13 protein-coding genes and 2 pseudogenes are annotated in these 13,335 nt (G+C 62.9%); 6 read left to right on the plus strand and 9 right to left on the minus strand.

All coding sequences use genetic code 11. The features are described 5' to 3' along the window. Window positions 1-65: 65 nt before the first annotated feature. From AB0O52_RS07830 to AB0O52_RS07860, 7 genes and pseudogenes are all read right to left on the minus strand, one after another. A complete protein-coding gene (locus AB0O52_RS07830; RefSeq protein WP_364535726.1) occupies window positions 66-1,133 on the minus strand; it encodes an LLM class flavin-dependent oxidoreductase in 1,068 nt (355 codons plus the stop codon). Window positions 1,134-1,190: 57 nt separating this feature from the next. Beyond that, window positions 1,191-1,394: pseudogene (locus AB0O52_RS07835) on the minus strand (tautomerase family protein); the annotation flags it as partial. 58 nt (window positions 1,395-1,452) lie between these two features. Then, the gene (locus AB0O52_RS07840) at window positions 1,453-2,940 is read right to left on the minus strand and encodes an aldehyde dehydrogenase (protein ID WP_364535729.1); all 1,488 of its coding nucleotides are present in this window, start codon (window positions 2,938-2,940) and stop codon (window positions 1,453-1,455) included. Beyond that, window positions 2,930-3,670, minus strand: coding sequence for an alpha/beta fold hydrolase (locus AB0O52_RS07845; RefSeq protein ID WP_364535731.1), 741 nt, complete (start codon window positions 3,668-3,670; stop codon window positions 2,930-2,932). Before AB0O52_RS07845 ends, AB0O52_RS07840 begins: the two co-directional genes overlap by 11 nt. Window positions 3,671-3,682: 12 nt before the next feature. Beyond that, window positions 3,683-4,237 carry an amino acid synthesis family protein gene (locus AB0O52_RS07850; RefSeq protein ID WP_364535734.1) on the minus strand — a complete coding sequence of 185 codons (555 nt, stop codon included), beginning with the start codon at window positions 4,235-4,237 and terminating at the stop codon, window positions 3,683-3,685. Next, window positions 4,234-4,845 (minus strand): amino acid synthesis family protein, encoded by a 612-nt coding sequence (locus tag AB0O52_RS07855; RefSeq protein ID WP_364535737.1) that lies wholly within the window; start codon window positions 4,843-4,845, stop codon window positions 4,234-4,236. The genes AB0O52_RS07850 and AB0O52_RS07855 overlap by 4 nt, the downstream gene beginning before the upstream one ends. A gap of 125 nt (window positions 4,846-4,970) precedes the next feature. Next, window positions 4,971-5,639: a GntR family transcriptional regulator gene (locus AB0O52_RS07860; protein ID WP_364535740.1), complete on the minus strand. Its 669-nt coding sequence runs from the start codon at window positions 5,637-5,639 to the stop codon at window positions 4,971-4,973. Between the two features lie 154 nt (window positions 5,640-5,793). Here AB0O52_RS07860 and AB0O52_RS07865 point away from each other — a divergent pair, with 154 nt between their 5' ends. The 5 genes and pseudogenes from AB0O52_RS07865 (at window position 5,794) to AB0O52_RS07885 (ending at window position 9,530) form a co-directional block, all read left to right on the plus strand. Then, window positions 5,794-6,732, plus strand: coding sequence for a flavin reductase (locus AB0O52_RS07865; protein ID WP_364535743.1), 939 nt, complete (start codon window positions 5,794-5,796; stop codon window positions 6,730-6,732). A gap of 119 nt (window positions 6,733-6,851) precedes the next feature. Next, the gene (locus tag AB0O52_RS07870) at window positions 6,852-8,270 is read left to right on the plus strand and encodes a cytosine permease (RefSeq protein ID WP_364535746.1); all 1,419 of its coding nucleotides are present in this window, start codon (window positions 6,852-6,854) and stop codon (window positions 8,268-8,270) included. A gap of 194 nt (window positions 8,271-8,464) precedes the next feature. Continuing rightward, a pseudogene (locus tag AB0O52_RS07875) lies at window positions 8,465-8,791 on the plus strand (aldehyde dehydrogenase family protein); the annotation flags it as partial. Window positions 8,792-8,820: 29 nt separating this feature from the next. Beyond that, a complete protein-coding gene (locus AB0O52_RS07880) occupies window positions 8,821-8,970 on the plus strand; it encodes an aldehyde dehydrogenase family protein (protein WP_364535748.1) in 150 nt (49 codons plus the stop codon). Continuing rightward, window positions 8,967-9,530 carry a cysteine hydrolase gene (locus AB0O52_RS07885; protein WP_364535751.1) on the plus strand — a complete coding sequence of 188 codons (564 nt, stop codon included), beginning with the start codon at window positions 8,967-8,969 and terminating at the stop codon, window positions 9,528-9,530. Before AB0O52_RS07880 ends, AB0O52_RS07885 begins: the two co-directional genes overlap by 4 nt. Before the next feature lie 795 nt (window positions 9,531-10,325). Here AB0O52_RS07885 and AB0O52_RS07890 read toward each other — a convergent pair. Further along, window positions 10,326-11,573, minus strand: a complete 1,248-nt coding sequence (locus AB0O52_RS07890) for an MFS transporter (protein WP_364535754.1) — start codon at window positions 11,571-11,573, stop codon at window positions 10,326-10,328. 81 nt (window positions 11,574-11,654) lie between these two features. On the opposite strand from AB0O52_RS07890, the gene AB0O52_RS07895 reads away from it, so the two are divergent. After that, on the plus strand, window positions 11,655-12,551 hold the full coding sequence (locus tag AB0O52_RS07895) for a LysR family transcriptional regulator (RefSeq protein ID WP_364535759.1): 897 nt from the start codon (window positions 11,655-11,657) through the stop codon (window positions 12,549-12,551). Here the strand turns inward: AB0O52_RS07895 and AB0O52_RS07900 are convergent. Beyond that, on the minus strand, window positions 12,548-13,315 hold the full coding sequence (locus tag AB0O52_RS07900; RefSeq protein WP_364535763.1) for a DeoR/GlpR family DNA-binding transcription regulator: 768 nt from the start codon (window positions 13,313-13,315) through the stop codon (window positions 12,548-12,550). The two genes, AB0O52_RS07895 and AB0O52_RS07900, sit on opposite strands and share 4 nt — an antisense overlap. Between the last annotated feature and the right edge of the window lie 20 nt (window positions 13,316-13,335).

The following is a 13,335-nucleotide window of genomic DNA, read 5'->3' on the forward strand; positions in this document are numbered from 1 at the left end:
GCGGTGCGCGCATCCGGGACCGGGATCGGCGGGCTTCCGGCCTGCCGGGATGCTGACGGCCGACTTCAGTGTGCCGCGGGTACGCGCTGCTCTTGGAAGGCCGGCATGACGTGTTCGATGAAGAGTTCCAGGGAACGCTTCTTCTCCTCGTGGGTGAGGCTGTTGTCGGACCAGATGCTGAACTCGTCGACGCCGAGTGCCTCGTAGTGGCGGATGCGCTCGGTGATCTCGTCAGGCGTCCCGATCATCGCAGTCTTGTGGAGGGATTCAGGGGTGAACTCCGGGCGATCGGCGAATTTCCCGGCCGGGCTCGGTTCGAGGAAGCCGTTCTTCGGAGTGGTCTTGTTTCCGAACCAGGCATCAAACGTCCGGTAGAACTTCTGAATGCCCTCGGCAGGACGCCGCCATCCCTCGGGGTCGTCTGCGGGGTGGACATGGGTGTGGCGGAGCACCATGAGATCCGGCCGGGGGACTCCGGGGTTGCGTTCTACCGCGGTGTCGAATTTGTGCGCAAGGTCTTCAACCTCTTCGTCGCCCTTCATGAGGGGAGTGACCATCACGTTGCAACCGTTGGCGACCGCGAACTCGTGTGAGGAGATGTCACGGGCGGCAATCCACATGGGCGGCGTCGGCTTTTGGACGGGCTTCGGGACGCTCGTCGAGGTCGGGAACTGCCAGATCTCGCCGTCGTGGGCGTAGTCACCTTCCCACAGTGCACGAACGGCAGGTACCAGTTCGCGCAAATGCTTGCCGCCATCGACTGCGGACATCCCGCCCATGAGTCGGTCGAACTCGAACTGGTAAGCACCTCGGGCGAGTCCCACTTCCATCCGGCCGTTGCTGATGACGTCAAGGAGCGCCGTCTCGCCGGCGACACGGAGCGGGTTCCAGAAGGGTGCGATGATCGTTCCGGCACCCAGGCGGATGCGTGACGTGCGCGCCGCCAGGTATGCGAGCTGGGGCAACGGGCTGGGGGAGATGGTGTACTCCATCGAGTGGTGCTCACCGATCCAGATGGTGCTGAAGCCTCCGGCCTCAGCGATGAGCGCGAGCTCGGTCAGGTTCTCGAAGCATTCTTGGTGTGAGACGGTCTCGTCCCAGCGCTCCATATGAGCGAAAAGGGAAAAGCGCATTAGAGACTCCTTCGTTCTGCCGGCGACGTTCGCCGATACGTGCTGGATGGGTGCCTATTACTGGGCGGCTGCGTTGCGTTCGGTGATGGTTTGATTTCCGCGGGACCAGTGTTCATGCTCGATTTCGCGGATGATGACCGTGGTGTTTTCGGGTGCCGCGCCCACCGAGCTTTCGGCGGCACGGTGAAGCTCGCCGATGAGCGCTCGGAGCTGCTCCGGGGTGCGGCCGCGGGCAATGGAGACTTCGATAAGAGGCATTACGACTCCTCTAGCTGCGGAGGACGAACAAACGCAGCATGCTCGCTGACGAAGGGCATGGTCAGCTCCTCATGATGAAAGGGTCGGCAATGGGGGATTCGTCCGTGTTGATCCAGACGCTCTTGAGCCTGGTGTATTCACGGATGCTCTCCATGCCGTGTTCGACTCCGACTCCGCTGGTCTTGAAGCCTTCCCGGGGCGATTGGGGAGACATCGTGCGGTAGGTGTTGACCCAGATCGTGCCTGCTTCCAGGCGGCTGGCCATCCGGTGGGCCCTGGCAAGGTTGGTGGTCCAGATTCCGGCGGCCAGCCCGTAACTGGTGTCGTTTGCCAGGCGGAGCACTTCTTCTTCTGTTTCAAACGGCATGATGGCTGCGACGGGGCCGAAGATCTCCTCCCTGACGACGCGCATGGAGTTGTCGACGTCGGTGAGGACTGTAGGTTCGAAGAAGTAGCCGCCGAGCCCGATGTCGGGCCGGCCGCCGCCGGTGAAAACAGTGGCACCTTCGGAGACGCCGAGGTCGACGTAGTTGGCGACCTTGTCCCGCTGGTCCTGGAAGGCCAGCGGCCCGAGCTCGGTGGCGTCAAGGAGCGGATCTCCGATCACGATGCTGCGGGCACGGTTGGCTACACGCTCCAGCAGTTCGTCGTAGACAGCCTTGTGGGCGAACACGCGGCTGCCGGCGATGCAGGTCTGGCCGGCCGCGGCGAAGATGCCGGCCACGACTCCCATGGAGGCATTGGCGACGTCGGCATCGGCGAAGACAATGTTCGGTGATTTGCCGCCGAGTTCCAGTGTCGAGCCGATAAAGCGGGACGCGGTGGAGGCAGCAATGCGGGCGCCCGTGGCGGTGCTGCCGGTGAAGGAGATTTTGGCCAGGCGGCGGTCATCGACCAGGGCCGCTCCGGCTTCTGCTCCGAAGCCCGTGATGACATTGATGACACCGGGCGGGAAGCCGGCTTCGTCGGCCAGCGCGGCCAGGCGCAGTACGGTTGCCGAGGTGTACTCGGAGGGTTTGATTACGATGGTGTTACCGGTCGCGAGGGCAGGGGCGAGCTTGCTCGTGGTCAGGGTCAGGGGAGAGTTCCACGGGGTGATGGCACCCACCACCCCGAGAGGTTCCCGGAGGGTGTAGTTCAGCATTGCTTTGCTGGAGCCCGGGATGGTGTCGCCCTGTATCTTGTCGGCCAGCCCGGCGTAGTAGTAGTAATACTCGGGCATGGCGGCGAGCTGGGCGCGCATTTCCCGCAGGAGCTTGCCGTTGTCTTCGGACTCCATCCGGGCGAGGTCCTCGGCGTGCTCGCCCACGAGGTCGCCCAGGCGGCGGAGCAAGTGTCCCCGTTTTGTCTGGCTGAGGTCCCGCCATGCAGGGTTTTCGAAGGCTGCCGCCGCGGCGGACACTGCCCGGGCGACATCGGCTTCGTTGCCGCGTGCGGCCCGATACAGCACGTCCAGGGTCGCCGGGTTGGTGCTTTCGAAGTAATCCCCGGAGGACGGCGGCACCCACTCCCCGTTGATGAAGTGTTCGTAGCTGCGATCAGTGGACATGTGAAGGCTCCTTGATGAATGCGATGAGAGCGGTGGCGAGCTCTTGGGGACGCTCTACCGGCATCATGTGCCGGGCCCCGCTGATGACGGAGTAGGTGCTGCCTGGTATGGCCGCGGCCAGCCGGGCGCTCATCTCCGGCGTCGACCCGGGGTCCAGCTCGCCGGTCACGGCATAGGAGGGAACGGTGATCCGGGAGAGTTCGGGCGCGATTTCTGCGTCGGCGGTTGCGAACACGCGGTAGCAGGCAAGGAACGATTTCGGGTCGTTGCGAAGCAGGACTTCCCGCGTCGCTTCGACCATCTCCGCCGGGACGGAAGAGCCTTCCGGGTACCAACGGCGGATTGATGCCTCCACCGTCGCGGGGAAGTCCGATTGCGCTGCGGCCAGGCGCTTCATCACCGCCGCATGTTCCTCCGCTGTACGTGCGCACACGGATCCGACCGAAACCAGCGAGGCGACGAGGTCAGGCCGGAACCGGGCCAGATGCTGCGCTACCAGGGCGCCCAACGAGAAGCCGACAACATGGGTACCCGGTTCGAGCCGCTCTGCGACGTCCGCCGCAAGATCTTGAAGCGTCAGTCCTTCGGGGGCTGGCTGTTCTCGCCGTCCGTGGCCCAGAAGTTCGAGGATCTGGACGTCGTATTCCGGTTCGAGGAATTCACGCAGGGGCCTCCACATCGACCCGTCGAGGCCGACGCCGTGGATCAGGGCTATGCGGACGCGGCTCACGAGGGCCTTCCTCTAATTCGTTTCGGTGGCGAAAGCCGCGAGGCGTTGCTGAGGGCGTCCCTGGGCAGCGGCGGCGAGGGCGATCACGATTTCATCTGCGTGGGGTGCGTCATTGATGCGCACCTCGATGCTCTGGTGGTGGGAGCGGATGGTCGCGTCCGTGATGTGCTTGAGGGGAATGTCGAAGACAACCCCGGCGGGCCCGCGTTTTTCCACGGCTGGCAGCAACGTTGTGGCGTTGGCTGCGTCACGGAAGTGGTTTCCGAAGGCAAGGGTGTGGATGAGGCCGGAACCGTGTTCGATTTCACCATTCAGGCCGACGATTGCGGCCTTGCCGTACGCTTCGGCCGGGGCGCCGAGAGCTTCGAGCACGCGGGGGGCAAGCAGCGCCCCGATGTCGGAGGCGTTGGCGTCGATTCCTGTGGAGAGGTCCTCGACGAAGCCCTGGCCGGCCCAGGGGTTTTTGACAATGGCCGCGACGACGGCGACACGCGCGGAGGGTGCGACCTCCCGTCCGCCTTCGATGAGTACGTCTTCGGTGAAGGTGACGATCTTGCGGATGCTCATGAAATCAATTCTCCTAGTGTGTCTGCTTTAACGATCGGGTCGGTGAGGCGGTCCCCGATACGCGAATGGGGGCGGGGCCCGGTGGATGCGCCAAGGACGACGACGATCTCGCCGGGCCGGGGCGCGTCACCGATCCGCGTGGTGATGGTCTGGTAGTGCGTGCGGGTTGCGGCAGCGTTTTTATGCCAAAGGGGCACGACGAGAGTGCTGCCGGCGTCGGCCCGATCATCCGCAAAGCAGATGATCGATTCGCCTTCGAAATACTCGCGGACGAGGTTGCCGAAAAACGGAGTGTGAATGAGCGCAGCGCCGTGCTCGATCTCCCCGCCCGTTCCCACGATCGCTGCCTTGCCGAAGGCCTGGATGGCATCCACGCCACCTAGCCCGGCAATGAGGACGTCAGCGAGCTTCCGAGCGAGTACGGGGGCAAGCCGGACCACCTCCGCGGACAGGTCATCGCTCGGCTTTCCGCCCAGCCAGGGATTTGCGACGACCGCGGCCGCCGTGGCCCGAACTGCGGGCACAGCCGGGGCGGACCCGTTCTCGAGGAGGAGCTCCTCGCTGTAATAGACGATCTTGCGGATACCGCAGCCCTGGTCGCCCATCATTCGGTACCGGCCGGGGCGGATTCCCGGGTGAACCGGGGCATGACCTTCCGGGAGAAGAGACCCACTGCACGCTGCAGCTCTTTAATAATGGAGAAACGCATGGCTTCCTCTCGTGTTGTCGTTTATTAGTTCCGGCGTTCCAGCGCAGGGTCGGGGTTCAGGGCTTCGCGGGACGTAGCGTAGACGTGGTTCCGCATGGCCGCCTCGGCGCCAAAGGGGTCCTTGTGCTCGATCATTTCGAGGACGGCATGGTGCTCCCGGGTGGAGGCGGCGATCCGGCCCGGATGTTCGACGGTGCGCACTACGAGCCTCTGGTACGCCAGCTGGTTCATGAGCCGTTCATAGTGTTCGTAAAGCTTGAGGTTGTCCGAGCCGCGGACAATCGTCCAGTGGAATTCGTGGACGAGCCGGGCATAGGCCTCCTTGTCTCCCGTGAGGACTGCCTCGTCGGAGTCCTGGAGGTTCCGGCGGAGCACTGACAACTCGGAGACGTCCCCGCGCCGGGCCAGCAGCGATGCGGCCAAGCCCTCCAAGGATTCCTTGAGCTGGAAGAGTTCGACGATCTCCCGGCGGGTGGGCTCCCGCACGAAGGTTCCGACCTTCGGACGGATTTCCACCAGCCCTTCTTGCTGGAGTTGTTTAAGGGCCTCCCGAACAGGAGTCCGGCTGACCTCGAACTCCTGGGCGAGGTACGCCTCGGGCAGGAGCGCGCCCGGTGGGAACTCGCCGCCTAGGACGAGCCTCCGGATCCTCTCGAGGAGGCCTTCCTGCTCGACAATTTCTGTAGTGGACATCAGAGCGTCTTGCATACAAGCAGCTTATGATGCATGCATGAAATCAGTCAAGGGCGCGATTGACCTTTCCCGTCTTCCGCGGATTTACGCCAATTTAAAGGTCTTTTAGTCAGGCTATTGACCCCAACATGTGACCTGCCTTACCGTCATTGGTATGCAACAGACTCTTGAACCGCTCATCACATCAGCTTGGCGCGAAGCCTGGGACAAGGGTGACCTCAATGCCCTTGACGGTCTGATAGCGGATGACTACACGCGAATCAGCAAGGCGACGGGCGTCACCGTCGACATCACTGGCCTAAAAGCCGAGATCGCCGCGGTGCGGGACGCTTTCCCGGACCTGCGCACGACTATCGACAACATCGTTGAAGGGGACGGAACGGTGGCCGTCTTCTGGACGTCCACCGGCACCCACATCCGCGAGTACCTCGGGGTTCCGGCAACAGGACTCACCGTCCAGACCAGGGGCTCGAACATCCTGGTCCTCAAGGACGGAAAGATCACGAAGGAAACCGTGACGTGGGACGGTAGCGAACTGCTGGCAGCACTTGGGATTCGCCCGCTGCGGGGGACAGCTACGCCTGAAGTCGGAGACAGCGGAGACTCCCCGGAGCTGGATGCAGACTTGATGAAAGCGTTCAACCGTCAGTTCATCACCGGCGTCACCGTGGTCACCACCAAGGAAGGCGAAACCCCTAAAGGGCTGGCAGCAAACTCGTACTGCTCTGTCTCCATCGAGCCGCCCTTGGTTTTGATCTGTGTCCAGAAAACCTCCAGCACCTACCCGGCGCTGTTCTCATCGAGCCACCTGGGCATCAACATCCTGGGAACCGGACAACGCGAAACTGTTCGTGTTTTCGCTTCCAAGGCTCCGGACAAGTTTTCGGAGCTCGAGTGGCACGAGGGACCTAACGGCAGTCCGCTTCTGGACGGATCCGCTGCTTCCCTGGAAGCAGAAATCCAGGAGCGCTTCCAGGCGAAGACCCACACGGTCTTCATCTGCCGGGTCCGGCACGCCGAAATCGACGACTCTGCGCCGATGGTCTACAAGGCCGGACGGTTCTACGACGGCGGAAATCTCGCCGAACTCTAAGTGTCGGCACGGCTGATGAGCCTTGCACGGGAAACCAGCCGCACCGACACAACCTGCTCTCTCAAGCAGCGCACCTAGGTGCGCATTCCACCATAGGACAAAAAATGAGCCCAGACACCATGAGTTCCGTCTCAGAAGACAGCATTGCTGTAGATCGCGGCTATCGCGACAGCCTCACTAAGATCGAGCCGTACGGCATCGAGCACATCCCCGACGTCGAACGCCACGGCAAGCCGCGCTCGCAGTTCTTCCTCTGGTTCGCAGCCGGCATGAACTTCCCCATCGTCGTCCTCGGCTTCAGTGCCACCTACTTCGGACTTCCCTTCTGGGCCGCAGCGCTGGCGATTGTGCTTGCGGGTGTTACCTCCTCGGCCGGAATGGGTTACCTCTCCGCGATGGGCGTCCGGCTGGGCGTACCCCAGCAGATGCAAGGGCGCGGTCCGCTCGGATTCATCGGCAACCTGTTCCCCGTGGCATACGTGAACGTCTTCGCCGGCATCGGCTGGGCGGCAGTGACTGTCATCCTCGGCGGTAAGGCCATCGCTTTGCTCACCGACATTCCCTTTTGGCTCTCGTCGCTTGTCCTGATGGGCATCCAGCTCGGCGTAGCGGTCATCGGATACAACCTGATCCACTTCCTCCAACGCATCCTTTCATACGTCCAGGTGATCGGCTTCGTCTTCATCACCGTGGTGGCAGCCGCCAACGGACACATCGTCAATGACTTCAATCCAGCGGCAAAGGGTTTCGACGGCATCGGCGGATGGATTATCTTCTTCGGCTGGTTCTTCTCCTTCATCGTCGCCTGGATGCCTTTCGCCTCCGACTACTCCCGCTACCTGCCCAACACCGCCAGCAACCGCCGCGGCGCCGGATGGGCCACAATGCTCGGCAACGCGGTCACGATGGTCTGGATGGGCGTTCTCGGCACGGTCCTCGGCTCAACAGCCACCGCGTCCGACAGTATCGGCGCCCTCAAGGAACTCATGGGTGGGTGGGCGCCGATCGGCCTCGGCGTCGTCGCATTGTCCTCCTTCACGCAGAACTTCCTGAACGTCTACGGCGGTGCCATCTCCATCCAGACGATGGGTGTGCCGGTCAAACGCCACACGGGAGTTATCTTCATCTGCATTGCCTCCTACCTTGTGGCACTCTGGGGCCAGGGCGGCTTCAACGAAGGCTTCACGGCATTCCTCAACCTGACCGCATATTGCATCGCCCCGTACGTCGCGGTCCTCGTCTGCGACTACTTGTTCGGAGGCCGGCGGACCGAGCGCGGACTTCGTGAGCTATTCGATAAGAGCCGGAAATTCGAATGGGGGTTCGTGGCCTGGGCTGCCGGCGTCGTCCTTTCCTCCCCGTTCTGGATGTCGTCCATCTACACGGGCCCCATCGCCACTGCGTTCCCCCAGATCGGTGACCTCTCCTACTATGTCGGAGCCGCCGTCGCGACCGGCGTATATTTCCTCACCCACCGCCGTCGGCGCCTCTCCGGGCACGACTTGCTGGACCGCAGCGCAGCCGGGCGCACCCTCTAAAGCGGGTGGCTCCCCGCCGCCAGGTGGGGAGCCACCGACCCGGCCACCGATCGAACCGGACGTGGAGCACCATGAGTCCCGCAACTCTGTTACCCGAAAGGCTGACGATCCACGACGAACAAGGCGCCTTCCGGTGGGCGGAGCCTTCGAAGATCAGCCGACTCAGCAACCGGCTGGAGTGTGATTTCCACACGATGACCAACCCACAAGACATTTGGAAGGAACCCTCAGTGGCTGGAGGAAACACGGTGACCATCGAGCGTGAAGCAGAACTCCTCGCGTCCGTCCCGACCGGGCTGCTGATCAATGGGCGGTGGCGGGAGGCGTCCGACGGCGGCAGGTTCGACGTGAACGATCCCGCCACCGGGGACGTGCTCTCCACGTTGGCCTCGGCTACGAGCGAGGACGCTGTCGCCGCACTTGACCCCGCCGACGCGGCCCAGGCCGCCTGGGCGCGCAGTGCACCCCGCGAACGGTCCGAAATCCTGCGCCGCGCGTTTGACCTGGTGACCAGCAGATCGAGTTCGGCAAGGTCGGTTTCAACGCCGGAGTGATATCCGATGCAGCTGCCCCCTTCGGCGGCGTCAAGCAATCAGGCCTCGGCCGGGAGGGCGGCGCCGAGGGGATCGCTGAGTACACAACCACCCAATACATCGGCATCGCCGACCCTTCTGCCGGCAAGGAAGGCCACACATCGTGACTAGCAGCAACAACAGGGCTTCAACGGGCGGGGCAAAGCGATATCTGGTGGTGATTGACATGCAACACGCCTTCCACCAATCGGGGGAGTGGCACGTCCCGCGGTACGACGAAGCGGCCCGGAACATCGCCGCCCTGTCGGACTCCGGACTGGATCCCATCCTCACGCGCTTTGTCCCCGACCCCACAGAGAATGGCTCATGGTCCTCCTATTACGACCGCTGGCAAAGCATGCGCCTGGATCCCGCCGATCCCATATGGAACATCGCCCTTCCGGACGTCGAAGTCCACGGCTCCATTGATCTTCCGACGTTCTCGAAATGGGGTGAAAAGCTGGCCGAGCGGATTCCCGTCGGGGAAGAGGTAGTCCTCACCGGTGTTGCGACCGACTGCTGCATCCTGGCCACCGCTCTCGGCGCCGCTGACGCAGGCCGATTCGTCACAGTGGTCGAGGACGCCTGCGCCGGCCAAAGCGATGCCGCGCATCAGCAGGCGCTGAACCTTCTGGAACTCCTTTCACCGATGATCAGAGTCGTCAAAAGCGATTCCCTCCTTGCTTGAGGCGGGAAAGCGAAGTGAGACAGTGCCGTATGACGAGGGCATGGGCACCGAAGCCTATCCTCAACTGGCCCTGCTCGAATCCGTGGCCAGGTTTCTTCCGCAGGGGTGCCCGCAGGTGAGGGGCCGCTTTGGCCCTGACTGTTGACCGCCTCGGCTCCCGTGCTTGCCAGCGGGATCAAGACGGGTAGGTTCATGGCCGGTCTGCCCGATGTACCTCGGCTTCCTCAGCTAGCGGCATGTCGACGTCGTCGAGAGCCGTCAATTGCCGGCTGCACCGACTCCGCCTTCGATAGGGAAGGTAGGTCGCTCAGTCCTAGGAAAACCAGGGAGCGGCACAGCTGCTGACATGATTCCCCTCGCCACATAACGTTGTCTGTGGGGACGTAACGAAACCGGTTTCCGGATGAGTCCCTCCAAACCCCCCACTCACCTGTGCCTGAAGGATGCCTGTGCAAGGGCGCATTCCGGTGCGTAACAACGACAGAAGAGAACTGTGGATTTTTCACTCATGATGGCTTGTGCAGTCGTCAAGTCCGTCAACCATGAAGCACTCAGCGCATTGCCAAATGCCCCGGTCATTCCTCCACGACCGGCCGGAAGCCCCCGCAGGGGCCTGGTCCGCCTGCGGGGATCGCTGGCCCGTCTCCTGCACGGGGCAGCGTGGGCCATTGAACCTCGCTCCGCCATCCACCGGGGAAGACAGACCCTCACTCAAGGAGACAGCGGCCTCCCGGAGCGTGCCTGAAACATCCACGTTCCTGAAGCCAGGTCCACCCTGACCCAAGAGCAGACTTCTCAGCTTCTCATAGTCGGGCGAGTGCGTATCAAGGCCAAGGCGGTGACGACGGTGAGCGCGAGCATTACGCTGCCGAATATCACGACGGACTGGACCAGCGGCAGGGATTGCATGATCAGACCGAGCGCAACGACGGGAACCGCCATACCGATGTAGCCGGCGAGAAACAGCCCGGTCAATGCCTCCCCTCGGGTGTCCGCCGAGGAGATGGCGATCACCGAGCCGATTGCGGACTTGAACGTCGCGCCGACCCCGGAGCCGGCAACGATTCCGCCGCTGATCAGCAGCGGCAGTGACGAAGAGGCGATTGCAGCGATGACCGCGGCAATTCCGGCCGCGAGGAGGCTGAGTCCGGCGGCGAGCTGTGCGGTGCGCGACCAGCGGGAGGACAGGACTTGGAAGGATGCCGAGGAGGCGAAAACGACGAATGTCACCCCGCCGGCCACCAAGTGGGAAGCAATTCTCAACTGCCCCGAGGTAAAGGCTGGGGCCAGAGAGGTGAAAAAGCCGAAGACGGCGAATCCAACGAAGGCCAGAAGGGTTGAAGCCAGGTACTGTCCCCGCGCGGCTTGAGGAATGTTCATCCGCTGGGGCCGGTAGGTCCAGGTTCCGTCGACCGTGTTGACGGTTTCGGGAACCGTGACCACCAGCAACAGCCCGATCAGCAGCAGGAACGCGAATACGACGTACGGGGTGTAGAGGGGCATCGGCGCGTACTCGGCCATAAAGCCGGTGAGGAGGGGGCCAAGGCCGAGGCCCCCGATATTGGCGGCGGTGGAGATAACCTCGGCCCGCCGGGATCTTGCGCCGGGTCTTGCCACACTGCGCAGTTCTGTCATATGCGCTGTCGCGGTGGCCGTGAGCATACCAATGCCTAAGCCGCAGATGAATCGCGCCAGCAGCAGACCCGGTAGCTCCGGCCAGACCAGGAAGACCAGCGCCGCCACGACGTTGAGCACAACGGCGGGTGCGATAACCCGACGACGGCCGAATCTGTCGGAAATATGTCCGGCCAGGAAAAGGCTGACCACCACTCCGGCAGCGTACGCCGCGAAGATGAGCGTGACGGTGAAGGCGTTGAAACCGTCGCGCTGCTGGTAGAGCACATACAGCGGGGCGGGGGCCGAGGCGAAGGCCATCGTGATCATGAAGACGAAGGCGACGATCCAGAATCCTCGTGCGTGCCGGCGTTCGTGCGTCCGAGTAGCCGCGGTGCTGGGTGCAAACGAAGTTGAAGTACTAGCCATTCCTCCAGTATTCAATTGGTCTGCCATCGCGTCCAACGCTTATTAACGCTAGTATCCATCGCGATCAGCGATAATAGAGACATGCAGCTCTTTCACCTCGAATACTTCCTTGCGGTCGCCGAGGCCCTGAGTTTCACCGGGGGCGCCCGCCGGGTCAACATCGTCCAGTCCGCCGTCTCGGCCGGCATCAAACAACTCGAACGCGAGCTTGGCGCAGAATTGTTCGTGCGCCAGGGCCGCAGCATCCGGCTCACGTCTGCGGGGGAGGTGCTGCTCCCGCGCGCACGCGTGGTCTTGGCGGATGTACAGGCCGCACGGGACGCCGTCGACGCCGCCAGAGGGGCGGTTCGAGGGACAGTTGTCCTCGGCACGCTTGCCCACGTCGGATCCATTGATGTGTTGCAGATCCTGCAAGAGGTCCGCCGGGACTATCCGGACGTCGTCGTGAAGCTCCGGCAAACCGTCCAAGGCACGCGTACCAGCCTGGAAGACCTCCGCTCCGGAGCCTTGGACCTGGCGCTGGTCTCCGTGCCCGAGCAGACTGCTCCAGGTTTTGAGCTATACCCCATGCACGTCGAGGGAATTGACTTTGTCTGCTCGGTCCGGCACCGCCTGTCCGGGCGGAAGCGCGTGGCTCTGTCCGAGCTCGTCGACGAACCCTTTATCGACTTTCCCGAGGGATGGGGAAACCGCGCGACTGTGGACAACTCCTTCAGCTCTGCCGCACTGAACCGTACGGTCTCCACCGAGGTCGTGTCCTTTTCCATGGCCCTGGAACTCGTGCGGCAGGACCTTGGAGTTGTCTTCCTGCCCCGGTCCGCACTTTCAAAAGAGACCGGGGCTGGCACTTGGTCCATCAAAACTCCCCTGAGCTGGAGGATCCAGTTGGCCCGCTCCGCCGCCCGGCAGCCCACAGCGGCCGAACAGGCACTGATCCTCAAATTCAGGCGAACCACCCAGCCGGTGGTTGCTCTCTAGTCAGATACGACGTGGACGCTGATATCGGGGTGGCTTTGGAACATGGCGAGTTGCTCCGGAGTGATGGATGAGTCGGTGATAAGGGTCCAAGGACGATCGATCGCTGCCCACCAGTGTGCCGATTTGGCACCCAATTTGCTGGCGTCGGCCAGCACATAAATCTCGTTGGCTGCCGAGATCATGGCGCGTTTGAGCGAAGCCTGTTGATCAGTGGTTTCGCTGAGACCACGAAGGGGATCCACCCCATCGGCCCCCAGGAATGCCGCGTCCGCGGTGAGGCTAGTCAATGCCGCTTCCGCGAGGGGGCCGACAGTTCCGGAGCTGATGTGACGCAGGTGTCCTCCCAACAACACGAGATCGACACCCTCGGCGTGCTCGAGTATCCGGGCGCACGTCATCCCATTCGTGATGATGGTCAGTTCCGAGCGGGTTGTCAGGTTCTCCGCGAGAGCGCCGACTGTTGTGCCGGCGTCGAGCAGATTGACGGAACCCGGAGCGACAAGCGAAGCTGCGAACCGACCGATCATGAGCTTCGCGTCACGGGCGACGAGCTCGCGCTCCTGAAGGCTCTGCTCGCGTGGAGAGTAGCCAGCGGTGACGGCGCCTCCATAGGTGCGATGAATTCGACCGCTGGCCGTGAGGCGTTCGAGATCCCGGCGGATCGTCGAAAGCGATACACCGAATTCTTCGGCGAGCTCTTCGACAGTAGCCGGACGGACCTCGAGTATTGCGGCTATCGTTGTTCGCCGCCCGTTAGCATTCATGGTTCGACTATTTCACCTCG

It is taken from the genome of Arthrobacter sp. NPDC080073 (genome assembly GCF_040686575.1).
Lineage (GTDB): Bacteria > Actinomycetota > Actinomycetes > Actinomycetales > Micrococcaceae > Arthrobacter.